Origin of the sequence: Nocardiopsis baichengensis YIM 90130, assembly GCF_000341205.1 — a bacterium.
Lineage (GTDB): Bacteria > Actinomycetota > Actinomycetes > Streptosporangiales > Streptosporangiaceae > Nocardiopsis_A > Nocardiopsis_A halophila.
The window spans coordinates 18,169-39,473 of the sequence record NZ_ANAS01000030.1 but is presented as its reverse complement, the minus strand read 5'-3'; the positions used below and the strand labels follow the sequence as shown (position 1 = coordinate 39,473).

21 protein-coding genes and 1 tRNA gene are annotated in these 21,305 nt (G+C 71.7%); 13 read left to right on the top strand and 9 right to left on the bottom strand.

The window, feature by feature from the left end:
- Positions 1-151: 151 nt before the first annotated feature.
- The 3 genes from C892_RS0121435 (at position 152) to C892_RS31895 (ending at position 2,201) form a co-directional block, all read left to right on the top strand.
- Positions 152-1,417, top strand: coding sequence for an aspartate aminotransferase family protein (locus C892_RS0121435; protein ID WP_017558855.1), 1,266 nt, complete (start codon positions 152-154; stop codon positions 1,415-1,417).
- 198 nt (positions 1,418-1,615) lie between these two features.
- Positions 1,616-1,691 (top strand) — tRNA-Arg (locus C892_RS0121430).
- A gap of 354 nt (positions 1,692-2,045) precedes the next feature.
- Positions 2,046-2,201 (top strand): hypothetical protein, encoded by a 156-nt coding sequence (locus tag C892_RS31895; protein ID WP_017558853.1) that lies wholly within the window; start codon positions 2,046-2,048, stop codon positions 2,199-2,201.
- Positions 2,202-2,521: 320 nt separating this feature from the next.
- On the opposite strand, the gene C892_RS0121415 is transcribed toward C892_RS31895, so the two are convergent.
- From C892_RS0121415 to C892_RS0121400, 4 genes are all read right to left on the bottom strand, one after another.
- On the bottom strand, positions 2,522-4,129 hold the full coding sequence (locus tag C892_RS0121415) for an FAD-dependent monooxygenase (RefSeq protein WP_017558852.1): 1,608 nt from the start codon (positions 4,127-4,129) through the stop codon (positions 2,522-2,524).
- Positions 4,130-4,558: 429 nt separating this feature from the next.
- The gene (locus tag C892_RS0121410; RefSeq protein ID WP_017558851.1) at positions 4,559-5,245 is read right to left on the bottom strand and encodes a TetR/AcrR family transcriptional regulator; all 687 of its coding nucleotides are present in this window, start codon (positions 5,243-5,245) and stop codon (positions 4,559-4,561) included.
- A gap of 687 nt (positions 5,246-5,932) precedes the next feature.
- The gene (locus tag C892_RS0121405) at positions 5,933-7,906 is read right to left on the bottom strand and encodes an ABC1 kinase family protein (protein ID WP_017558850.1); all 1,974 of its coding nucleotides are present in this window, start codon (positions 7,904-7,906) and stop codon (positions 5,933-5,935) included.
- A 262-nt stretch (positions 7,907-8,168) separates the two neighbouring features.
- Entirely contained in the window at positions 8,169-8,501 is a 333-nt protein-coding gene (locus tag C892_RS0121400) for a MerR family transcriptional regulator (protein ID WP_017558849.1), read from the bottom strand.
- A 178-nt stretch (positions 8,502-8,679) separates the two neighbouring features.
- Here C892_RS0121400 and C892_RS0121395 point away from each other — a divergent pair, with 178 nt between their 5' ends.
- Positions 8,680-9,102, top strand: a complete 423-nt coding sequence (locus C892_RS0121395; RefSeq protein ID WP_017558848.1) for an Hsp20/alpha crystallin family protein — start codon at positions 8,680-8,682, stop codon at positions 9,100-9,102.
- Positions 9,103-9,310: 208 nt separating this feature from the next.
- Here C892_RS0121395 and C892_RS0121390 read toward each other — a convergent pair whose 3' ends face one another.
- Together C892_RS0121390 and C892_RS0121385 are read right to left on the bottom strand one after the other, a co-directional pair.
- Positions 9,311-10,795 carry a SulP family inorganic anion transporter gene (locus C892_RS0121390; protein ID WP_017539531.1) on the bottom strand — a complete coding sequence of 495 codons (1,485 nt, stop codon included), beginning with the start codon at positions 10,793-10,795 and terminating at the stop codon, positions 9,311-9,313.
- A 405-nt stretch (positions 10,796-11,200) separates the two neighbouring features.
- The gene (locus C892_RS0121385) at positions 11,201-12,184 is read right to left on the bottom strand and encodes an endo alpha-1,4 polygalactosaminidase (RefSeq protein ID WP_017558847.1); all 984 of its coding nucleotides are present in this window, start codon (positions 12,182-12,184) and stop codon (positions 11,201-11,203) included.
- A gap of 178 nt (positions 12,185-12,362) precedes the next feature.
- Here C892_RS0121385 and C892_RS0121380 point away from each other — a divergent pair, with 178 nt between their 5' ends.
- Positions 12,363-13,265 carry a hypothetical protein gene (locus C892_RS0121380; protein ID WP_017558846.1) on the top strand — a complete coding sequence of 301 codons (903 nt, stop codon included), beginning with the start codon at positions 12,363-12,365 and terminating at the stop codon, positions 13,263-13,265.
- A gap of 119 nt (positions 13,266-13,384) precedes the next feature.
- Here the strand turns inward: C892_RS0121380 and C892_RS0121375 are convergent, their stop codons facing one another.
- The gene (locus tag C892_RS0121375; RefSeq protein WP_017558845.1) at positions 13,385-14,869 is read right to left on the bottom strand and encodes an MFS transporter; all 1,485 of its coding nucleotides are present in this window, start codon (positions 14,867-14,869) and stop codon (positions 13,385-13,387) included.
- A 115-nt stretch (positions 14,870-14,984) separates the two neighbouring features.
- Between C892_RS0121375 and C892_RS0121370 the strand changes: the two genes are divergently transcribed.
- From C892_RS0121370 to C892_RS31890, 4 genes are all read left to right on the top strand, one after another.
- Positions 14,985-16,208 (top strand): cytochrome P450, encoded by a 1,224-nt coding sequence (locus C892_RS0121370; protein ID WP_017558844.1) that lies wholly within the window; start codon positions 14,985-14,987, stop codon positions 16,206-16,208.
- Entirely contained in the window at positions 16,205-16,882 is a 678-nt protein-coding gene (locus C892_RS0121365; protein WP_017539538.1) for a TetR/AcrR family transcriptional regulator, read from the top strand. The genes C892_RS0121370 and C892_RS0121365 overlap by 4 nt, the downstream gene beginning before the upstream one ends.
- A gap of 191 nt (positions 16,883-17,073) precedes the next feature.
- The gene (locus tag C892_RS0121360; RefSeq protein WP_017558843.1) at positions 17,074-17,274 is read left to right on the top strand and encodes a ferredoxin; all 201 of its coding nucleotides are present in this window, start codon (positions 17,074-17,076) and stop codon (positions 17,272-17,274) included.
- Positions 17,271-17,420, top strand: coding sequence for a hypothetical protein (locus tag C892_RS31890; RefSeq protein WP_017539540.1), 150 nt, complete (start codon positions 17,271-17,273; stop codon positions 17,418-17,420). The genes C892_RS0121360 and C892_RS31890 overlap by 4 nt, the downstream gene beginning before the upstream one ends.
- A 138-nt stretch (positions 17,421-17,558) precedes the next feature.
- On the opposite strand, the gene C892_RS0121350 is transcribed toward C892_RS31890, so the two are convergent.
- The gene (locus C892_RS0121350; protein ID WP_017539541.1) at positions 17,559-17,924 is read right to left on the bottom strand and encodes a MerR family transcriptional regulator; all 366 of its coding nucleotides are present in this window, start codon (positions 17,922-17,924) and stop codon (positions 17,559-17,561) included.
- 64 nt (positions 17,925-17,988) lie between these two features.
- Between C892_RS0121350 and C892_RS0121345 the strand changes: the two genes are divergently transcribed.
- Complete coding sequence (locus C892_RS0121345; protein ID WP_017558842.1) at positions 17,989-19,185, top strand: MFS transporter; 1,197 nt, start codon at positions 17,989-17,991, stop codon at positions 19,183-19,185.
- Between the two features lie 50 nt (positions 19,186-19,235).
- Here C892_RS0121345 and C892_RS32370 read toward each other — a convergent pair whose 3' ends face one another.
- The gene (locus C892_RS32370) at positions 19,236-19,565 is read right to left on the bottom strand and encodes a hypothetical protein (protein WP_239647475.1); all 330 of its coding nucleotides are present in this window, start codon (positions 19,563-19,565) and stop codon (positions 19,236-19,238) included.
- Between the two features lie 260 nt (positions 19,566-19,825).
- Between C892_RS32370 and C892_RS30820 the strand changes: the two genes are divergently transcribed.
- The 3 genes from C892_RS30820 (at position 19,826) to C892_RS0121330 (ending at position 21,233) form a co-directional block, all read left to right on the top strand.
- Positions 19,826-20,023 carry a DUF397 domain-containing protein gene (locus C892_RS30820; protein WP_083934441.1) on the top strand — a complete coding sequence of 66 codons (198 nt, stop codon included), beginning with the start codon at positions 19,826-19,828 and terminating at the stop codon, positions 20,021-20,023.
- A gap of 181 nt (positions 20,024-20,204) precedes the next feature.
- On the top strand, positions 20,205-20,594 hold the full coding sequence (locus C892_RS0121335; protein WP_026124538.1) for a VOC family protein: 390 nt from the start codon (positions 20,205-20,207) through the stop codon (positions 20,592-20,594).
- Positions 20,595-20,708: 114 nt separating this feature from the next.
- Positions 20,709-21,233, top strand: coding sequence for a GNAT family N-acetyltransferase (locus C892_RS0121330; RefSeq protein WP_017558840.1), 525 nt, complete (start codon positions 20,709-20,711; stop codon positions 21,231-21,233).
- The last annotated feature ends 72 nt before the right edge of the window (positions 21,234-21,305 follow it).

The following is a 21,305-nucleotide window of genomic DNA, read 5'->3' as shown; positions in this document are numbered from 1 at the left end:
CGTCCCTGCCCGGCCCCCTTCCCGCCGGTCCTGGTTGGCTAACGGGGGTGCGGGTAGGGACCCGGAGGAGCGCGGTCTGGACACCGCTCCAGGCGGATGATTCCATAGCGCCGTCGATTGTCAACAATCCTACGGAATGAGGTTCGCGCGCATGGTCGAGCAGTCGGCCCGGCTGTCCCCGGTCCTGAAGCAGGCCACACCGGTCCTCGCCGCACGCGGCGAGGGCGTGCACATCTACGACGAGGACGGCCGCCGCTACCTGGACTTCACCGCCGGAATCGGGGTCACGAGCACGGGCCACTGCCACCCCAAGGTGGTGGAGGCGGCGCAGCGGCAGGTCGCCACCCTCATCCACGGGCAGTACACCACGGTCATGCACCGTCCGCTGCTGCGCCTCACCGAGGAGCTGGGCACGGTCCTGCCCGAGGGGCTGGACCGGCTCTTCTACGTCAACTCCGGCAGCGAGGCGGTCGAGGCCGCGCTGCGGCTGGCCCGGCAGGCCACCGGCCGGCAGAACGCGGTCGTCTTCGACGGCTCCTTCCACGGGCGCACGATGGGCGCCGCCTCCCTCACCACCTCCGGGACCAAGATCCGCGCGGGGATCGGGCCGCTGATGCCCGGCGTCGCGGTCTCCGCCTTCCCCTACGCCTACCGCCTGGGGATGACCGAGGACCAGGCGGTCGAGTACGCCCTCGCCGAGCTGGACTACCTGTTCGCCACGGTCACCTCGCCCCGGGACACGGCGGCGTTCTTCATCGAGCCCGTCCTGGGCGAGGGCGGGTACGTGCCGGTCCCGCCCGCGTTCCTGGAGGGGCTGCGGCGGCGCGCCGACGAGCACGGGATCCTGCTGGTCGCCGACGAGGTGCAGACCGGCTTCGGGCGGACCGGCCGGTTCTGGGGGCACGAGCACACCGCGGTGCGCCCGGACGTGGTGATCACCGCGAAGGGGCTGGCGAGCGGCTTCCCGCTGTCGGCGATCGCGGCGCCGGAGGGCATCATGGAGCGCGCGTGGCCCGGGTCGCAGGGCGGCACCTACGGCGGCAACGCGGTGGCGTGCGCGGCGGCGCTGGCCACGCTGGAGGTCATCCGCGAGGAAGGGCTGGTGGAGAACGCGGCCCGGAACGGGGAGCGGCTGCTGGCCGGGCTGCGCAAGGCGGCCGAGGGACACGGGCGCGTGGGCGACGTGCGCGGGCTCGGGCTGATGGCGGCGAGCGAGTTCACCGCGCCGGACGGCTCCCCCGACGCCGAGACGGCGGCCAAGGCGCACAAGGCGGCGACCGACCGCGGGCTGCTCCTGCTGACCTGCGGGCCGCACGGGAACGTGGTCCGGATGATCCCGCCGCTGGTCGTGGACGCCGACCAGATCGACGAGGCGCTGGCGCTCTGGTCGGAGGCACTGGCGGACGCCTCCGCCTGACCCGGACCGATCGGGGGTGTGCCGGCCGGGCGGCCGGCGCGCCCCCTGCCTCCGGGCGGAGCCTGCTGGAGCGGCCGGTCCCGCAGGCCCTCCCCCACCGCACGCATGATGCGGTCAAAGCCCTCCGCGGACTCTGGTAGAGTCTTAGACGTCGCCCGGGAGGACAGGGGCCACCTGGGAAGACACAACAGAAGACAGGCACTCGTAGCTCAATGGATAGAGCATCTGACTACGGATCAGAAGGTTGGGGGTTCGAATCCTCCCGAGTGCGCCACACTGACACAGTGATGATGTAGCCCTACCTGCGAAAGCAGGTGGGGCTTCGTCGTGTCTGGCGCTTCCCTGCGAGGATGCCGCGGGCTCCCGGTACGCATTCGGTACACATGCCCCGGGGGCGAGTCCGCTCTACGCCGCCCGCTCCGCTGCCTTGTTCACCGCCTCGACGCGTCGGATGTCGATCACATCGGCGACTTCGTGGAGGCGGTCCGGCCACAGGTGCCCGTATGTGTCGAGCGTCATCGACGGTTTGGCGTGGCCGAGCATCCGCTGAACGCCGTATACATCCGCACCACCCGCGGTCGACAGCGAAGCGGCGGTGTGAGCGAAGCGGCGGTGTGCCGGAGCTTGCGTGCGCCACAACAACACCCGCTATACAGAAGCCCGCGCCCTGATGCGGGCACGGTGGCAGGCGTGCGAGCAGTCCGACGGCGACCGCTTGCCCTGGGAGCAGGCCGAGGCGCTGCTTGCGGACGTCTTCGACCACTACACCCCTGTGGTCCGGTAGTTCAGCCACCTCGTTCCGCCACAGAGGCAGGAGGCCCAAGGCGGGGAGGCCGAGGCCCCGATGGTCGCCGACCGGCTCGGCGTGCTGCGGTCCCTGCCTCTCCACTGGTCCCGGCCAGCACAACTACAGCCTCACTGCTTGCCCCCGTCCATCACGTCAGAGGATCCGCACCCCATCGAATGTGCGCTGAGGTGCGTCGATGCTCCGTCACGCTTCCCGCGTGCTGCCTCGAGAGACCCTCGGTTCAGGTCGACGGGCCTGCCGAGTGGACTGCCATGGAGGGCCGGACAAGAGGAAGTGTGCCCTGGCGGCGGCTCTGATCAAGCTTTCCCTGCTGGTGTCTCGACGGCGTGGGCGGGCATGGCGGTGGCCGTCAACGCGGTGTTGAGTGCCTGGGCGGGGTCGGCCGGGGCGGTGACGGTACGCCAGGCGATGTATCCGTCGGGACGGACCAGGGCCGCCCCGGAGGGTTCGAGGCCGTAGGCGGTGCGGAACGCGTTGGGCTCCACCGGATTCGCGTCCGTGCCGATGTGCACGAACGTAGCCGGAATATCCAGCTGCGCAGCGACGTGGGCTGCGGCGTCGGCCCATCGGGCGTCTTCGGACAGCAGCACCCAGTCGCCTCGGAACAGATCCAGCGTCGAGGCTTCCTCGCCGTCGACGGTGACCCACAGGTGCGGGGCCCGGGTGCCGGGCTGACCGGCCCACTCGTCGGGCCGCTGCGCGGGAGGCAGGTCGGCGCCCGCGCCCAGCACCGCGGCCGAGCGGTAGAGCTGGCCGAGTTCGACGGCCGCGTCGTCGAGCACCGGCACGTCCGATGCCGGGGTCGTCAGGTAGGCCTTGTAGTCGGCGCGGGCGAACAGTTGGTCGTGGCGCAGGTCCGCGGCAGGCCGACGTTCGGCGTCGTAGGTGTCCAGCAGCCGGGGCCGGGATTTGCCGGCCAGCACGGAGGCCAGTTTCCAGGCCAGGTTGTGCGCATCGTCGATACCGGTGTTGGCGCCGAAACCTCCACGGTTGGGCGGCAGTTGGTGAGCAGCGTCCCCGGCCAGAAATACGCGGCCGGTGGAGAAACGGTCAGCGATCAGCCCGGCCAAGTCCCAGCGGCCGGTGGTCACCAATTCGATGGGGATGTCGGTGCGCCCGATCGCCTGCTGCACCACCTGGAGCTGCTCGGCGACGTCACGCTCGATGTCGTCACTGAGCATCAGCACCCACCGCCCGTCGGAGTAGGTGGTGAGGAATGCCTTCAGATCGGGCTGCTCGATCTCGAACTGGACCACGCCGTGCTCCAGGTACTCGTCCAAGGGCGCGCGGAAGAGGATGCTGCGCTGCACCGACAGCGGTCCCACACCGTGGCGGCCGATGCCCGACTCCTCACGTACGGTGCTGGTCGCGCCGTCCGCGGCCACGAGATACCGAGCGCGAAGGCGGTACTCGTGGCCGTCGTCGCGGCGACGCAGTGTCGCGGTCACGCCATCGTCGTCCTGGGCGAAACCGAGGAGTTCGGTACCCAGCCGCACGTCCGCGCCCAACTCGACCGCCCGGCTCCGCAGGAGAGGTTCGAGGTTGTCCTGCGTGATCGCGATTGCGTGCACCGGCGAGTCCTCCGCGCCGTAGGCGCCCTTGCCACCCGGCGTCCACGGGTATTCCTCGAACCACGTGCCGGTCAGGCTCTCCACCCGCGCCCGCCGCGGCGGCCTCATACCCTGCAGTGACGGCGGCACTCCGACCCCGACCTCCCGGAAGTGCTCCATCGTGCGGGTGGTGAAGCCGATGGCCCGCGGATGCAGGGAGCTCCCGTGGTGCTTCTCGACCACGGCGACCGGAACGTTGTGCCAGGCCAGGAAGGTCGCGGCGGACAGTCCGACCAGACTGCCGCCCAGAATCAGCACCGGTGTCTCTTCGTCGTCGCCGTTCATCCCGGTCATCCCCTTCACGGTGTGTGGTTGAGCTTCGGGTGTTGAGGGGGACGGGGCCCACGAGCGGGCTCCGGCGGCTGCTTCCTGTTCGTAGTCCTGTAGTCGCACTCGTCCCGTTGATCGCTTCCCCGCCTCCCAGTAGCGCGCCGCTGAGGCGAGGTATCACCACAGTAACGAACATGTTCGATACGAACAAGTTCGACACAGGGGGCGTGGAGCTATGACGGTCGGTGGCGGCCGAGGATGTCGAGTGGAGAGAGCCGGTTGCCGACCCGGACCGGCTTCGCTGCGGCGTCTGCAGGCCGACCTGCGGACCATCGGCTCGGGGACGGCGACTCGGGGACGGCGGCTCGGCGTCATCCGGGCCCAGCGGTGAGGTGTGTCCTCCAGGGCAGCCGCTGCCGGGTCCGGGTCACCTACCGGGGACCGGTGCGGCGGTCAGATGTCGACGGCGGTGTGCAGGATGCCGTTGATGAGGGCGTGGAAGATCCATGTGCGACGTGCCGTGGGAGGGCCGGCGATCAGCTCCTCGGCCAGGGCGGCGATATGCGGCCGGCGGTCCGGAGAGGCAGCACGAAGGGCGTCGGTGAGTGCGCTCCACTCGTCCTGAGCGTCGGCCGATTCCGCCTGGGCGGAGTGTTCTGCCGCGGACGCCGTGGCGACCTGAAGCAGGACGTCGACGCCCCAGGCAGCCTGGTTACCCGGCACGTTTCCTTCGGCCAACAGCGTAAGCAATGCCTCCACCAGGTCGAGGTAGTTGGCACCGGAAGGGCGGGCGAGCAGAGCCGAGCGGGCGAGAGCCGGGCGGGCATGAAGCACCTCGTTGTACGAGGTGAGGACGGCTTCGAGTCGCTTCCGCCAGTCGCCGGCGGCTGTGGCCGGGCTGAGGTCGACCTCGCCGAGCAGTTCGTCGAGGATTGCCGCGTGCAGCTCGGCTGTATTGGCCACGTAGACGTACAGCGATGCGGGCCCGGTGTCGAGCTCTTGAGCCAGTCGGCGCATGGTGACCCGCTGCAGGCCCTCGGCCTCCATAAGGCGCACCGCGGTGGCGATGATTCCCTCTCGGGTGAGGGCCGGCTTGGAGGGGCGCTCTCGGCGGCTGCGGGGCTGGGGGCGTTCGGCCATGCGCGCATGGTAGCGAACGTGTTCGTCACGGGCCGATCTGCCCCCGGCCCGTACCGTCGCGGTAGCGACCGGGCGGTGTCGCCGTCCGGTCAGGCCGGTGGTCGCGGCGCCTGGCCGGTGCCGTGGAGCAGTGCGCCGATGCACCAACGGAAGCGGGTCGCACCGCCACCGGAGAATCCCCCTTTCGCCCATGACGATGGCGAGGACTCTGGCAGAGCACACACCTAGGAAACCGCCGTTACCCTCTTCGACGCCCCGATCCCCGAGGCGGAAGGGCGGCGTCACCCACACACACCGGCTCAACCGGCCACCATCCGACTGAAATCTGATGGTGGTAGGCCAGCGTCAGACCTCACGGGGCAGGACGAGGGCAGGGCGGAGTTCGGGACACTGCCCGGCACGCACCGGCCCCGCTGGGACGGTGGAGCGCCGGTGACCTGGGAAGACCAACACTAGGCGACATCGGGCGATACTTCATATAAGAATGCGAATCGGCATGTATCGGACTGCGGATCAGAAGGTTGAGGGGTCGAATCCTCCCGAGTGCGCAGGAGTCGAAAGCCCCGGTCCGCTGAAGCGGACCGGGGCTTTCGACTGTCTTGTGCTCTGGACGCTCTGCTCAGTCCGCCCGGTCCGCCGAAGGGGGAGGCCGGGACGTCCGCCGCCGGCCTCCCCCATGGGCCGGGGTCAGGGGGTGTCGTCGCGGAAGACCAGGACCAGGGCGCGGAGGGCGAGGACGAAGCCGACGAAGAGCAGTCCAGCGCCGAGGAAGGTGTAGAGCGGCATGTCGGGGGCCAGCATCGGGCCCTGGTCGCTGGTGACCAGCATGATCGCGGCGAGGACCGCGGTGGCCGCCAGGGCCGCGAGCACCCCCTGGCGCACCAGGTCGGTGAGGAACCGCCGGCCCTCCCGGTCGGCGAACGGGCGGACGGTCACGGTGAACCGGCCCTGCTCCAGATCCTCGGTGATCTTGTCGACGCGCCGGGGCAGCCGCTGCAGGGCCGGGAGCAGCGACATCAGACGCGCCTCCAGGGACTCCCGCAGGGCCGCGCCGGACATCGCCTCGTCGGCGATCAGCCGCCCCTGCTGCCGGGCCGCCTGGATCAGGTCCAGGTCGGGGCTGATGGCCGCCGCAGTGCCCTGGAGGGCCGTGAGCGCCCGGAAGGCGGCGGCGATCTGCGGCGGGATCGAGAAGCCGTGGCCCAGGACGACCGGGAAGAGCTCGGCGAACATGTCCGAGGCCCCCCGCCCGCCCAGACCGGAACCGTAGCGCACCATGAGCTGGCCCACCTCCCGCTCCAGGCGCCGCTCGTCCAGGTCCTCGGGGCGGTCCAGCAGGTCGACCAGGGCGTCGGTGGCGCCGATGGAGTCGTCCCGGTCCACCGCCGCCAGCATCAGCCCCAACGAGCTGCGGGCACCGCTGTCCAATCGGCCCACCGAACCGAAGTCGAGCATCGACAGTTCCCCGCCCGGGCCGACCAGGATGTTGCCCATGTGCAGGTCGGCGTGGAAGACACCGCTCACCGTGATCTGCCGCAGCACCTCCCCGACCAGGCGCTCGGCGATCTCCCGGCGCTCCTGGGCGGTGAAGGAGGCGAGCAGCTCGGACGCGTCGCCGACCGGGGTGCCCTCGACCCGGTCCATCACCAGCAGGGTGCGCGAGGAGTACTCGGGGTGGACCCGCGGAACCCGCAGCCGGTCCCCGTCGACCTCCGCCGCGACGGCCTGCATGTTGGCCAGCTCCACGCGGTAGTCCAGCTCCTCCTCCAGGGAGGCCGCGAACCCCTCGGCGAGCCGCTGCACGCCCAGCGCCGCACCCCAGGCGGTGGCGCGCTGCAGCCGGCGGCCCAGCCGCAGCAGGATGTCCACGTCCGCCTCGACCTGGCGCTGCGCCCCCGGCCGCTGCACCTTGAGCACCACGCGGGTGCCGTCGCGCAGCTCGGCGGCGTGCACCTGGGCGACGGAGGCCGCGGCGAGCGGTTCGGGGTCCACCGACGCGAACACCTCCGCCGCCGGGCGCCCCAGGGCCCCGGTGATCGCGCCCTCGATGCCCGGCCACGGCTCGGGGGCGGCGCGGGTCTGCAGCGCGGACAGTTCCCGGGTGAAGACCTCGGGGACCAGGTCGGGCCGGGTGGAGAGCATCTGCCCGAACTTGATGTAGGCGACGCCCGCCTCGTTCAGCGCCGCGGTGAGGGCCCGCGCCGTCTTGGCCATGCCCTGCACCGGTGCGGTGCGCCGGCGCCCGCGCAGGTAGCCGCCCAGGCCGTGCTTGACCGCGATCGCGGTGATCCGGGCATAGCGGCGGGCCCGCCTGCGGCGGTCCTTCCACCCGGTGAACAGGGAGCGCACCGGAGGCAGGGCGCCGGTGGGCATGAACAGCTCCAGCAGCACCAGCGCGACCAGGCCGAACAGGAAGACCCAGACGAGGGCCAGCCCGGCGAGCGCCACGTAGGGGAGCGGGGACTCCCGGAGCGCCTCCTCGGTGAAGGGAAGCCCGGCGGCCTTCACCACGGCCACCGCCGCACCGTAGGCGGAGGTGAGCACGACCAGCGCCACCGCGATCGAGCGCGGCCACCCGATCGGGGCGCCGAGCGTCCGGCGCGCCAGCGCGCTGACCAGGATCACGTAGAGGGTGAAGAAGAGCAGGCCGAGCAGGTCCATCCGTGTCCTTCCTAGCGCCGGGCCCGTGCGGGGACCGGGACCCGGCAAGCCTTGCACACGGCGGACCGGCGGTCGCGGAGGACTCGGTGCGCGCCGTTCGGCGCTTCCATGGGGGCCGGACACCTCCGGCGCCGGTTGGCGCGCGCCCCTCTCGATGCTCTGCACCAGACCGTCGACACATGCGGGTCCACCGGTCCGGCAAGCGATCGGGGGGAGCCGTGTGCTCCTGGTCCCGTGATCGCGGACCGGCGGCGGACAGCGATCACGAGGACGGTGAGCGGCGGCCCGGTGCAGGCGGCCGCTCGGCCCCCTGCTCCCCGTCGGCGGACCGGCGCAGACGGGCGTTCTCCTCCTGCAGGACGAGGATCCGGGCGATGCCGGCGAGGTTCACCCCCTCGCCGCTGAGCTCGGCGATCCGCCGCAGGAGCGCGATGTCGTCGTCGCTGTAGAGGCGGGTGCGCCCCTGGGTCCGCGCCGGTTCGACCAGGCCCTTCTCCTCGTACTGGCGCAGTGTCGCGGCGGGCAGGCCGACCAGGCCGGCCGCCACCGAGATGGTGTAGACGCCCTGATCACTCCGGGGCCGCTCCTGCCGCATGGTCCTCCTCCCGCGACGGCCGCCCGTGCCGCGCCCGCCTGCACTCCACGTTCCTGCGCTCCATGGCCTCGTGGAGGTTTTCTTCCCCACAGCGGGTGTTTATATTGCCCATCATGTGGTAGCAAACCTGCGTGAGGTCTCATCAAGGTTCTTGACCCGATGAGGAGGTGTACGTGGGATGCTGATGCGCACCGATCCTTTCCGCGAGTTCGACCGCCTCACCCAGCGGGTGTTCAACGACACCCGTCCCGCGGTGATGCCGATGGACGCCTACCGCGAGGGCGACGAATTCGTCATCCACTTCGACATGCCGGGGGTCGCCACCGACAGCATCGACCTGCAGGTGGAGCGCGACGTGCTGACGGTCAAGGCGGACCGGCCCGCCCCGGAGCGGACCGAGGGGCGCGAGAACGTGGTGAGCGAACGCCCCACCGGTTCGTTCTCCCGCCAGCTGTTCCTGGGCAAGACGCTCGACACCGACCGGATCAAGGCCGACTACGCGGACGGGGTGCTCACCGTGGTCATCCCGGTCGCCGAGCAGGCCAAGCCGCGCAAGATCGCGGTCGGCGAGGGCGGCACCCGCGCCCAGATCAAGGCCTGACCGGGGCACACCCCGGCGGAACCGCGGCCCGGCGCGGACCGGCCTCCAGGCGGGTCCGCGCCGCGTTTCTCCGCCCTGAGGAAAAGGTGCATCCCCTGCGCTTCAGAGCCGTTCCGGGCCGGGCGGGATGCACAGGAACAAAGCGAACGGGGGCGGAAAGGTCCGCCCCCGTTGCTCTGTCGTCACTTCGTCTTCGCTCGTTGCGGCGTCACTTCGCCTCGGCCATCAGGCCGCTCACGTTGTTGTGCAGGGCCGCGCTCGACTCGTTGAGGCCGGTGATCTCGGCCTCCACCCCGTTCTTGCGGAAGCGTTCGAGTGCCCGGTCCAAGGCGGCCACCGCTGAGGCGTCCCATACGTGGGCCCCCGAGAGGTCGATGGTGACCGCGTGCACCCCCGGCTCGGCGAAGTCGAAGTGGTGCAGCACCTGCTCCCGGGAGCCGAAGAACAGCTCGCCGTGCACCGAGTACACGCGGGTGCCGCCCTCCGGGTCGAGGACGCTGGTGACCTCCGCGACCACGGCGGCGTTGCGGGCGAACAGCACCATGGAGGCCACGACGCCGATCCCCACGCCCAGCGCCAGGTTGTGCGTGGCCACGATGACCACCGCGGTGACCAGCATGACCGCCGTCTCGCTCCACGGCAGTCGGCGCACCGTCCGCGGGTTGAGGCTGCGCCAGTCGACCGTGGTGGCGGCCACGTAGACCATCACCGCGACCAGCGCCGCCATCGGGATGACCGCCAGCAGGCCGTCGAGCACGGTGACCAGCACGATCAGGAACACCCCGGCGAAGAGCAGGGACAGCCGCGTGCGCGCGCCCGAGCGCACGTTCATCACGGTCGGGCCCACCGTGGCGCACCCCGGCATGCCGCCGAAGAAGCCGGACAGGATGTTGGCCCACCCCTGGCCGCGGGCCTCCCGCGCCTTGTCCGAGCCGGTCTCGGTGTAGTCGTCCACCAGCTTGGCGGTGATGAGCGACTCGATCAGGCCGACCAGGGCCAGGGTGAGCGCCGTGGGGCCGATGACGGCCAGCGTCTCGACGGTGAGCGGGACGTCCGGCAGGAAGGGCACCGGCAGGCTGTCCGGCAGCCGCCCCATGTCGCCCACGGTCGGCAGCTCCAGGCCCGTCGTCCAGGCGACGGCGGTCAGCAGCGCGATGGCCGCCAGCGGCGCCGGCACCGCCCGGGTCAGCCGGGGCAGCAGCCAGATGACGGCGAGCCCCGCGGCGATCATCGCGTACACCGCCCAGCCGTCCCCCGCGAAGTAGGGGATCTGCGCCGTGAAGATCATGACCCCGAGCGCGTTGACGAACCCGGTGATCACGCTCGTGGGCACGAACCGCATCAGACGGGCCGCCCCCGCCAGGCCGAGCAGCACCTGGAACACCCCCGCCAGGACGGTGGCCGCGAGCAGGTGGTCGACCCCGTGCTCGCGCCCCAGGGGCGCCACCACCAGCGCCATCGCCGGGGTCGCCGTGGAGATCATCGCCGGGCGCCCGCCCAGGAAGGCCAGGGCGAGGGCGAGGATCGTGGCGGCGTACAGCCCGACGCTGGGATCGACCCCGGCGATGATCGAGAACGAGATCGCATTCGGGATCAGGGCCAAGGCCACAACCAGCCCGGACAGGGCTTCGGTGCGCAGCACCGACAGGCGCGGAGGCGTGGCCCGCCGCCACGCCGTCCTCAGTGTGGTCATAAGCCGCTCACTTTCGGGCAGCTCGGTGCGACCGCCAGCGGCGGTCGGCCGGACATCGGTCGATGAAGACGGGACGCGGGCCGGTGGCCCGGAGAAGTGATTGTGAGGGTTCGGGGAAAGGTCGGTCCCGTGTGCGGTGCGGAGATTCCGCGGATCCCCCTGCGCTGTGGAGGCACCGGACCCCGAACGGACGGCGCTCCTGCACAGCGGGAAAAGTGGCAAAGCAATAGGAGTTCCGCACTTAGGCACGAAACTCCCGAAGCGAGACACTACCCGGCGGCGATCCCCGAGGTCACATGGTCTTCCTGAGACGGTGTTCACATGCCGGAAGGGCGCTCGGGGGTCGATCGGGCCGCCCCGCTGACGTATCCTCCCCGCCGCGCCGCGGGGCCTCCGGACGCCCGATCACCCTTGTGGACAGGGGTTCCGGTAGGCGCCGGTCGGGTGCAGGTCCTTGACCATGCCGTCGAAGCCCAGGCGTGCGTACTCCCGGCAGGCCTCGGCCTCATCCACCCCTCCCCGGTAGTCGACGGCGAAGACCGCCTTGCCCCGGTCGATGAACGGCTTCAGCGCCTCGCACTCGTCGAATTCGACGCACTCCTCGGGCAGCGCCCAGTCGAAGTGCTCGGCCAGCTCCGCGGACGCCCCCGGCCGGTCGTGGCCGTTCTTCATCCCGACCGACAGCCCGCGCGCGTGCGCCTGCTCGGCCAGTTCGACGTACCAGGAGTTCTGGTCCTCCACCGTGACCGGGAACCCCGGGTCGTTGCCGAGGGGGTTGTTCTGGTCCGGTTCGACCCCGTCGCAGCCCAGCTCCCGGGCCAGGTCGAAGCGCGCCCAGACGACGTCGGTCCAGGCGTCCCGCTCGGAGGCGCGGATGTCCAGCCAGCGCTCCTGCTCCCAGCCCGAGCTCCACCCCAGCGCCGACCCCTCCGCGGGGGCGGCCGGGCGGTCGGGGACGTCCTCCAGGTCCTCCTCGTAGCCCGGGTACATGCGGGCGTCGGGGCGGTAGTGCTCGTAGGCGCCGGTGTCGATGTAGCAGATGACGACCGGGCGCGGCTCGCGTGCGTGCAGCTCGTCCACGGCCCCGGCCAGGGGGCCGGCGGGGACCTCGACCACCTCGCCGCCCGGGTAGTGCAGCTCGGCCCCGGCGGGGGCGACCTCGAACAGGTCGAGGTCGTACATCTGCGCGTCCACGGACAGGTCGTAGGGCTCTTCCAGCTGCCACTCCCACGAGGCGACCTCGCCGGGCGCGGGCGTCCACCAGTCCTCACCGCCCCCGGCCTCCGGTTCAGGGGCCCCGCCGCCGCACCCGGCGAGCAGGAGCACCGCGAAGACGGAGGCGGCGAGGGGCCGGGCGGCCCGGCGGGAGGAAGGTGAAGGCTTCGTCATCGGCACGGGGATGAGACGCCGTGCCCTCCTGAACGGTTGACGCCCCGGCCTCGCATCCGAGGTTCCGGACGGCAACGGGCTTTCACCCCCAGGCCCGACGTATCCCCCATCAGACCTGAAGACCGATCTAATGGACACGTAAAGTAGCTTGCCACTCCCCCTCTGTAGTTTCCCGTGCATGCCGAAGATCGAGCACGAGTTCCTCACCGAGCTCTTCCAGAACGACCCCGGGCTCGCGGTCGAGTTCGCCGCCCCGTGGTTAGCCGATGACCTGCCGCGGTACACCCGGGTCACCCTGCAGAGCAACCGCGTCAACAAGGTCGACCCCCCGGAGATGACCGCGGACTCCGTAGTCCTTCTCCGTGACCCGCAGCGGAAGCGGACGGTCCACGGCCGTCCGACCGACGCCGTCGCAGGCATCATCACGGAGGTGCAGCGCTGCAAGGACGACGACAAGCGGCTGACCTGGCCCTGCTACGTGACCAACCTGCGGTACCGGATCGATGCGCCGGTCGCCCTTCTGGTCCTGTGTCCCAACCGGGGCATGGCCGACTGGAGCCGGCACACGATCGCCACGGGCCACCCGGGGTTCGATCTGGCCCCGATCGTCCTCGGTCCGGACGAGGTACCGGTCGTCGACGACCCCGCCGCCTTCGCCGAGTCGCCCGAACTCGGCGTGCTCTCGACACTCGTCCATGCGGAGGAGGACGAGGCCCTGGTCGACGTGATGATGGAGGGCCTCGACAAGATCGCCCGCCACAAGGCGGCCACCTATACTGGATTCGCGATGGTGCTCCTGGCCGAGGCGCCACGACACCGGCTGGAGGAGATCATGGAATCTGCACTCTACGGTTTCACCTCGCCCTTCACTGAGCGCTATGTCGAGCAGGGCCGCACCGAAGGGCGCGCCGAGGCGGCTGAGGCCGCGGCGAAGGTGATCATGAAGGCCCTGACCTCCCGAGGCATCGCCGTCACCTCCGATGCGCGCGACCGGATCATGAACTGCACGGACCCCGAGACCCTCGAGCGCTGGGGGGACCGGGCCTTCACCGTTTCCTCGGTCGACGAGCTGTTCGACTGACGGAGGGCACCGAGGATGCGGGGTGCTCCTCCGACCGCCGAGCGCCTTCGACTCCCCCACTGAAGTCTCCGTGAGGGAAGGGGCCGAGCCCCTTCCCTCACTTCACTGCCTCCGGTGCATCACCGTCGGTCGGCCCCGCTGCGCCCGCCCGGGATGAGGGCCGCCACCAGCAGGGCGACCACCGCCGCGGCCGCGCCCAGGCCCATCACCGTCTGGAACGCCCCCTGCGAGGGCACCGCCGCGCCCGCGAAGGGGGTGGTCATGGTCGCCAGCACCATCCCGGCCACCGCGCTCGACGTCGAGGTCCCCACCGAGCGCATCAGCGTGTTCAGGCTGTTCGCCGCCGCCGTCTGGGACACCGGCACCGCCGCCATGATCAGGGCGGGCATGGCCCCGTAGGCCAGCCCGATGCCCGAGCCGATCACGCTCGACACCGCCACCAGCTCCCAGGCCGAGCCCATCAGCACGGTGCCCAGCCCGTACCCCAGCGCCACGACCACCGCGCCGACCATCAGCGTCACCTTGGGCCCGGCCGTCCGCGAGATGCGCGAGGACACCGGCGCCATCGCCATCATGACCAGCCCCGAGGGCGCCATCACCAGGCCGACCGTGAGCAGGTCCCGCCCCAGCCCGTGGCCGGTCGCCTCGGGCAGTTGCAGTACCTGCGGCAGCACCAGCGACATCGCGAACATGGCGAACCCGAACACCACCGAGGCGGCGTTGGTGGCCAGCACCTGCGGCCGCGCCGTGGTGCGCAGGTCCACCAGCGGGTGCGCGGTGCGCAGCTCCCAGGCGCCCCACAGCACCAGCACCACGACCGCCGCGGCGAACAGGCCGAGCACGGTGGCACTGGTCCACCCCCAGTCGGCGCCCTTGGACACGGCCAGCAGCAGGCACAGCAGCCCGGCCGACAGCCCGAGCGCGCCCACCGGGTCGAACCGCCCGCCGCTGCGCACCGGCGACTCCGGGACGGCGGCCGTGATCAGCACGGCGGCCACCGCGCCGACCCCGGCCGCCGTCCAGAACAGCGCGTGCCAGTCGGCGTTCTGCACCAGCAGCGCCGCCGCCGGCAGTCCCAGGGCGCCGCCGACGCCCAGGGACGCGCTCATCGCCGCGGTCGCCGACCCCAGCCGGTGCGCCGGGACCGTGTCCCGCATGATGCTGATGCCCAGCGGGATCACGCCCGCCGCCGCGCCCTGGAGGGTCCGGGCCGCGATCATCGGGGCCAGGCTGTCGCTGAGCCCGGCCACCACCGACCCCGCGACCATCAGCCCCAGACTGGCCAGCAGGACGCGGCGCTTGCCGAACATGTCGCCCAGCCGCCCGGCCACCGGGGTCGCCACGGCCGCAGCGAGCAGGGTGGCGGTGACCGCCCACGCGGCCTGCCCGGGCGAGGTGTGCAGGTACTCCGGCAGCCGGGGGACGATCGGCACGATCAGGGTCTGCATCAGCGAGACGGTGATGCCGGCGAACGCCAGGACGGCGATGACGGCGGTGGGCTTCGGGCCGGCGGCCTGCGGCGCGGCGGGCTCGGGTGCGGCGGGCGCCTCCGGGGGGTGCGGGGAGGCGGACGTCGCGCCGTCGGCCCCTGCGGGCTGGGACATGGGGTGCCTTCCGTGACGGCGGCGTGGTTCCGTGCGAACTTTTAATTCAGTCGCTTGACTTACTGTAGCCCCGGAGGTTCACTGGTCGCGGACCCCGCCCCCACGGAAAGTGAGGATGGCCATGGAGCGCGACCAGGAGAAGGTGCTCGACTACCCGATACCGGCGCCCTCGGCGCTGGAGCCGCCGCAGGAGTGGGAGCGGCTGCGCTCGGGCTGCCCGGTCGCGCGCGTCACCCTGCCCTCCGGCGACGAGGCGGCCCTGGTCACCCGGTACGAGGACGTCAAGCGGCTGCTCGCCGACCCGCGGTTCTCCCGCCGCCTGACCGGCGCCGGCGCCGCCCGCATCGCCGCGAACGAGTCCGGCGGGGTGTTCAGCAGCGAGATGGCCGCGTCCGTGCCCGACGGCGGCGAGGGCCACCGGCGCTGGCGCCGCGAGGTCGGCACGTGGTTCACCGCCAAGCGCATGACGGCCCTGCGCCCCGGCATCCGGGACATGGCCGAGGGGCTGATCGACGGCATGGTCGAGACGGGCGCGCCCGCCGACCTCAAGGCCCACCTGGGCTTCCCGCTCCCGGTGTGGGTCATCTGCGACCTGCTGGGCGTGCCCGAGTCCGACCGGGACCGCTTCTCCTACTGGTCGGACGCGTTGCTCAACCTCACCCGCTACACCGAGGAGGAGGTCTCCGCCGCCCAGGAGGAGTTCTTCGCCTACATGTCCGGGCACATCGAGCGGCGCAGGAGCGACCCGGGCGATGACCTGCTGAGCGCGCTCATCACCGGCACCACCGAGGACGGCGCGAAGCTCACCGACGGCGAGCTGGTCGGCACCGGGATGGGCCTGCTCGTCGCCGGCCACGAGACCACCGCCAACATGATCGGCAAGATGGTCGCGATGCTGCTGTCCGACCGGAGCCGCTGGGAGCGGCTGGTGGAGGACCGCTCGCTGGTCCGCACCGCCGTGGAGGAGGCGCTGCGCTTCGACGCCGACTCCGGCATCGGGCTGCCGCGCTTCGTCACCGAGGACACCGAGCTCGGCGGCGAGACCGTGCCCGCCGGCACCACGGTCATGTGCGCCATGGCCGCCGCCAACCGCGACACCGGGGAGTTCGCCGACGCCGGGGAGATGGTGCTGGACCGCGCGCCCAACCGGCACATCGCCTTCGGGGCGGGCGCGCACTCCTGCCTGGGCCAGGCGCTCGCCCGCACCGAGCTCCAGGTGGTGCTGGAGGTGCTGCTGGACCGGCTGCCGACGCTGGAGCTGGCGGTCCCCGCCGGGGATCTGGAGCGGGTCGACGGCCTGGCGGTCGGCGGCCTGGCGACCGTTCCGGTGAGGTGGTGACCGTGCCTCCCACCGTGTCCCGGCAGGAGCGCTCGGAGTCCACGCGCACCGCCATCATGGACGCCGCCGAGCGGCTGTTCGCCGAGGAGGGGCTGTTCGCGGTCTCCAACCGCCAGGTCAGCGAGGCCGCCGGGCAGGGGAACAACGCCGCGGTCGGCTACCACTTCGGCACCAAGGCCGACCTGGTGCGCGCGATCGTGCGCCGGCACAGCGACGCCATCGAGGAGCGCCGGGTGCGGATGGTCGCGCAGGTGCGCGGCTCCGAGGACCCGCGCGCGTGGCTGGCCTGCATGGTCCGCCCGGTCACCGGCCACCTGGCCGAGCTGGGCCGCCCGACCTGGTTCGCCCGGTTCAGCGTGCAGGTCATGGCCGATCCGGGGTTCCGCCGGATCATGGCCGAAGAGGCCATGTCCGCGCCGTCGCTGCGGGAGATCATGCACGCGCTCGACCTGCGCACCCGCGAACTGCCGAACCAGGTGCGGCGCGAGCGGGGGGAGATGTTCCGCCACATCATCGTCAACCTGTGCGCGGACCGGGAGCGGAACCTCGCCGCCGGCCGGCCGACGCTCCGCGCCACCTGGGACGAGGCCGCGACCGGGATGGTCGACGCCTTGCACGGCCTCATGCTGGCGGCCGCCACGCCCGCCGAAGGCGGGCCCGGGCCTCACGCCTGACCGCCCGCACCCGTCCCGGTTCCGGTCCCGGGGCCTGGGTCGAGGCCGGGGCCGGGGGGCCGGGTACAGGGTCGGATCCGGTTCATCGAGGACATCCCCCACTGCCGTCCCCATGCCGTCGGCCCGCCTCCTCGGATCCCGGCATGCGACCGTCCGAGCGCTTCCGAGCGCCAGAGCGAGAAGGAGCGACCGTGAAGATCACCGTCGATGAGGACAAGTGCTGCGGTGCGGGGCAGTGCGTGCTGATCGCACCCGAGGTGTTCGACCAGCGCGACGAGGACGGGATCGGGGTGCTGCTCGACGCCTCCCCCGGTGCAGAGCACCACGACGCCGTCCGCGAGTCGGCGCAGGTGTGCCCCACCGCGGCGATCACCGTGGACGAGGACGCATGAGCGCCTCGCCGCGCGTGGTGGTCGTCGGCGCCCGGCCGGACACCGACTGGCTGGAGGGGTCCGGGCCGGAGGTCGCCGACGGGCCGGGGTGCGATGCGCACTGCCGTGCCGCCGACGGCGTGTACGAGCTGCCGGTGGCCTGGTAGGCGCTGGTCGGGGCCGGTAGGGGGAGCCGACCGGTCCCGGTCGCCCGGGTGAGGGGCGGCCCGTCGTCCCGGCCATGAACAGGCGGCCGCCGTCGCGTCACCGCCCGGCCCCTCAGCGCCTCGGCGGGGCCTCTGGACTCAGGCGGACTCCTCCCTCACGGCCGCCAGGTATTCGCAGACCGCGTTCCTGTTGCGGGTGAGGTGGTCGATCCGCTCGGTCATGCGGTCCCGCTCGCGTTCCAGGGTCGCGAGCATCTCCGGGGTCACGTCGGACATGTGGATCACCCGCGGCTTGTCCAGGCAGGGCAGGATCTGCTTGATGATCCGCGTCGGGAGGCCGGCGTCGAGGAGGCCGCGGATCTGGGCCACGCGGTCGACATAGCGCTCGTCGTAGTCGCGGTAGCCGTTGGGCAGCCGGTCGGGGACGACGAGGCCCTGCTCCTCGTAGTAGCGCAGGAGGCGGCGGGGGACCCCGGTCCGCTCGGACAGCTCCCCGATACGCATGTGCCCCACCTCACCATCGGCACGATTGACCCTCACATCTATGTGAAGGTTCGAGCATTCCGGCATGACGACCGACGATGCGACTCTAGCCGCCGGGCCCTCCGCCGAGAAGCGCGGGCTCCCCCTGCCCATGCTGCTCGCCCTGGCCTCCGCCGTGTTCCTGACCGTTCTGACCGAGGCGCTGCCCGCCGGGCTGCTGCCCGCCTGGAGCGCCGATCTGGGCGTCACCGAGTCCGCCATGGGGCAGGCGGTGACCGCCTATGCCATCGGCACCGCGCTGACCGCGATCCCGCTGAGCGCCGCCACGGCCGGGTGGCCGCGCAAGCGGCTGCTGCTGGTGACGATGGCGGGGTTCGCCGTCGCCAACACGGTGACGGCGGTGTCCTCGGACTATGCGCTGACCCTGGCGGCCCGCTTCCTGGCGGGGGTGGCCGCGGGCCTGGCCTGGGCCATGCTCGTCGGCTACGCGCGCTCGGCGGTCCCCGCCGGAGTCCGGGGCCGGGCGGTCGCGGTGGTGATGGCGGGGGTGCCCGTGGCCCTGGCCCTGGGCGTGCCCGCCGGGACGTTCGCCGGCGCGGCCTTCGGCTGGCGGCCGACGTTCGCCCTGCTGACGGTGCTCGCCGTGGGTGTGATCGGGTGGATTGCGGCCCTGGCCCCGGAGGTCCCCGGACGGCGGACGACGGACCGGGCCCCGGTGCTGAAGACGGTGCTGACACCGGGGGTGGTGCCGATCCTGTTCGTCACCGTCACGTTCGTGCTGGCGCACACCGTGCTCTACACCTACATCGCCTCGTTCCTCGAACGGGTGGGGATGGGCGGCTCGGTGGGGGCGGTCCTCCTGCTCTTCGGGGGCGCGTCGATGGCGGGCATCTGGCTCGTGGGGGCGCAGATCGACCGCAGGCTGCGCCTGCTGACGGTCGCCGCCGTGGTGCTGGTCGGGGCGGCGTCGGCGGTGCTCGCCCTGGGGTCGGGGAGCCCGGTGCTGGTGTACGCGGCGGCGGTGCTGTGGGGGCTGGGGTGGGGCGGGGTGCCGACGCTCCTGCAGACCGCGGCGACCGACACCGGGGGCGACGCGGCCCAGGCGATGCTCGTGACCTTGTGGAACGGGGCGATGGCCGCTGGAGGGGCCGTCGGAGGCGTCCTCTTGAGCGCCCTGGGGACCGAGCCGTTCCCGTGGAGCGTGCTGGCGCTGCTGATGCCGGTGATGGTGGTGGTCGTCGCGGCCCGCCGGCACGGATTCCCCGCCTCGCGGCCGTCGTAGAGGTCGTAGAGATCGGACCGCACTGCCGTGGAGTCGCCCTCTGGGCGGCTTCACGGCAGTGGCGTGCTGGTTCCGAGGGCGGTCAGGAGTATCAGGGCCGGGCCGCACACCAGCGTCAGGGCGCCGACGGCGGTGCAGACGGGGCGGACCCGGTCACGGACGAAGCCGGCGATGCGGTGCCGCAGGAGGGGGCGGCGCATCCGGGCCAGGAAGCGGTCGTCGGCGTGGGCGGGCCAACGGTCGCCCGGGCGCATCCGGCCCAGGGACAGGGCCCGCAGATGGGCGACCAGGTCGCGGTCCTGCTTGGGGACGGGGAAGTCGTCCCGGGTCAGGTGCGGCGCGAACATCTCCGGCACGGCCTCCGGCACAGAGTCCGGCACGGGCGGCACAGAGTCCGGCACGGGCGGCACAGAGTCCGGCACGGGCTCGGGCGAGGCGGGCGGCGGGGGCTGGGCAGCGATGATCTCGGGGCGCACGGCCGCGAGGCGCCGGATGAGGCGGGCCAGCTCGGCGTTCTGCCGGGCGTCCAGGCCCCGGGGGTCCTGGGGGGTTCGGCTACTGTTCGGAGCCCTACAAGGGGCTGCCGCCACCCCCGATGAATCCCTCACGATACTCCAAAAAGAAATGAGGAAAATCCGCGATGAAGAACTCTGAGAACCCGTGGAAGAAGAGCACGTACAGCGGTGGAACCAACCAGTGCGTCGAAATATCACGGCTTCGCTCGACGACATCCGTCCGCGACTCGAAGCGCCCTCGACTCCTCCATCTCACCTTCCCCCAAAGGGAGTGGACCTCTCTTCTCAGCGCGCTGAGACGGGACACCGACCTCGGAGCATGAGCCCCTGTCGCCGAGACCGACCGCCCGAGCCGCCGCGCGCCCCGGGGCTGAGCAGGCCTGAAAAACCCTTCGACCCCCATCTCCCTACTCGCTACGCTCGCCTGGTTGTTGTCCCCGCTGGGGTTCCACGGCCTCCGTGTCCGGCCCCCTGCGGTTCTCCGTTTGAGAGCAGGTTTCCCCTATGGCGTGTCGTATCAGTGAACTCGTGCTCGGCTGCCACGACCCCGAGGCGCTGGCGCGGTTCTGGTGCGATGTCCTGGACTTCGTCATCCTCGACCGGGAGGACGACGGCACCTTCCAGGCCGTGGAGATCGGCCCGCGCGAGGGCTTCGGCGGCCCCCAGCCGACGATCATCCTCAGCGGCAGGGCCGAGCCGGAGAAGGGCAAGCCCCGGCTCCACATCGACGTCAACCCGACCGACCGCGACCAGGACGCCGAGCTCGAACGCCTCCTGGCGCTCGGCGCGCGCCCGGCCGACATCGGGCAGACCGGCGACGAGCAGTGGCACGTGCTGGCCGACCCCGAAGGCAACGAGTTCTGCCTTCTCAAGGCCCGGCTCAACCCCCTGTGACGCCCCTTGCTCCCCAGAGGCCTTCCTCCGGGGAGCAAGGTCTGTCCATATTCTTCCTATTTATTCGCTTTATTCCGGTTGTCGACGGAATATCTGATCCGATAGAACACTGCAATGCTCAAAGGAACCAAGGTCGGTCTTCGTGCGCGGCATGACGACGACATCCCCGTCCTGCTCGCCGAGCTCTACGACGACGTCGTCAACGGCTCCCGCGCCGACGGGCGGCCGTGGACGCCGCTCACGCCCGGGACCAAGGACCGGCGGCTCGTCGTGGACGACTCCAACCAGCAGACCGTGCAGTTCTCCGTGGTGGAGCTGGAGGGCGGGACGCTGATCGGGACCGCGGTGCTGGCGGGCATCGACCCCCACCACCGGACCGCGCAGATCGGGCTGGGCCTGCGGCCCGCCCACCGCGGGAAGGGCTACGGCACCGACGTGGTCGCGGCCCTGTGCCACTACGGCTTCACCGTCCGCGGCCTGAACCGGCTGCAGATCGATACGCTGGCGGACAACTTCGCCATGCTGCACGCCGCCGAGCGCAACGGCTTCGTCCGCGAGGGGCGGACGCGCTCCTCGGCCTGGGTGCTGGGCGAGTTCCTCGACGAGGTCGTGCTCGGCCTCCTCGCCGAGGAGTACTAAGGCGCGCAAGGAGAGCTGAGGCGAGAGCCGAGGCGGACGTTCCCGCGCGCGGGGCGCCGGGCCGCATGCGGC

Excerpts from the sequence above, each read along its gene's own strand:
- C892_RS0121435 (WP_017558855.1), top strand. The coding sequence starts at position 152 with ATGGTCGAGCAGTCGGCCCGGCTGTCCCCGGTCCTGAAGCAGGCCACA.
- C892_RS0121415 (WP_017558852.1), bottom strand. The coding sequence starts at position 4,129 with ATGACCGGGATGAACGGCGACGACGAAGAGACACCGGTGCTGATTCTG.
- C892_RS0121410 (WP_017558851.1), bottom strand. The coding sequence starts at position 5,245 with ATGGCCGAACGCCCCCAGCCCCGCAGCCGCCGAGAGCGCCCCTCCAAG.
- C892_RS0121405 (WP_017558850.1), bottom strand. The coding sequence starts at position 7,906 with ATGGACCTGCTCGGCCTGCTCTTCTTCACCCTCTACGTGATCCTGGTC.
- C892_RS0121400 (WP_017558849.1), bottom strand. The coding sequence starts at position 8,501 with ATGCGGCAGGAGCGGCCCCGGAGTGATCAGGGCGTCTACACCATCTCG.
- C892_RS0121395 (WP_017558848.1), top strand. The coding sequence starts at position 8,680 with ATGCTGATGCGCACCGATCCTTTCCGCGAGTTCGACCGCCTCACCCAG.
- C892_RS0121390 (WP_017539531.1), bottom strand. The coding sequence starts at position 10,795 with ATGACCACACTGAGGACGGCGTGGCGGCGGGCCACGCCTCCGCGCCTG.
- C892_RS0121385 (WP_017558847.1), bottom strand. The coding sequence starts at position 12,184 with ATGACGAAGCCTTCACCTTCCTCCCGCCGGGCCGCCCGGCCCCTCGCC.
- C892_RS0121380 (WP_017558846.1), top strand. The coding sequence starts at position 12,363 with ATGCCGAAGATCGAGCACGAGTTCCTCACCGAGCTCTTCCAGAACGAC.
- C892_RS0121375 (WP_017558845.1), bottom strand. The coding sequence starts at position 14,869 with ATGTCCCAGCCCGCAGGGGCCGACGGCGCGACGTCCGCCTCCCCGCAC.
- C892_RS0121370 (WP_017558844.1), top strand. The coding sequence starts at position 14,985 with ATGGCCATGGAGCGCGACCAGGAGAAGGTGCTCGACTACCCGATACCG.
- C892_RS31890 (WP_017539540.1), top strand. The coding sequence starts at position 17,271 with ATGAGCGCCTCGCCGCGCGTGGTGGTCGTCGGCGCCCGGCCGGACACC.
- C892_RS0121350 (WP_017539541.1), bottom strand. The coding sequence starts at position 17,924 with ATGCGTATCGGGGAGCTGTCCGAGCGGACCGGGGTCCCCCGCCGCCTC.
- C892_RS0121345 (WP_017558842.1), top strand. The coding sequence starts at position 17,989 with ATGACGACCGACGATGCGACTCTAGCCGCCGGGCCCTCCGCCGAGAAG.
- C892_RS30820 (WP_083934441.1), top strand. The coding sequence starts at position 19,826 with ATGAAGAACTCTGAGAACCCGTGGAAGAAGAGCACGTACAGCGGTGGA.
- C892_RS0121335 (WP_026124538.1), top strand. The coding sequence starts at position 20,205 with ATGGCGTGTCGTATCAGTGAACTCGTGCTCGGCTGCCACGACCCCGAG.
- C892_RS0121330 (WP_017558840.1), top strand. The coding sequence starts at position 20,709 with ATGCTCAAAGGAACCAAGGTCGGTCTTCGTGCGCGGCATGACGACGAC.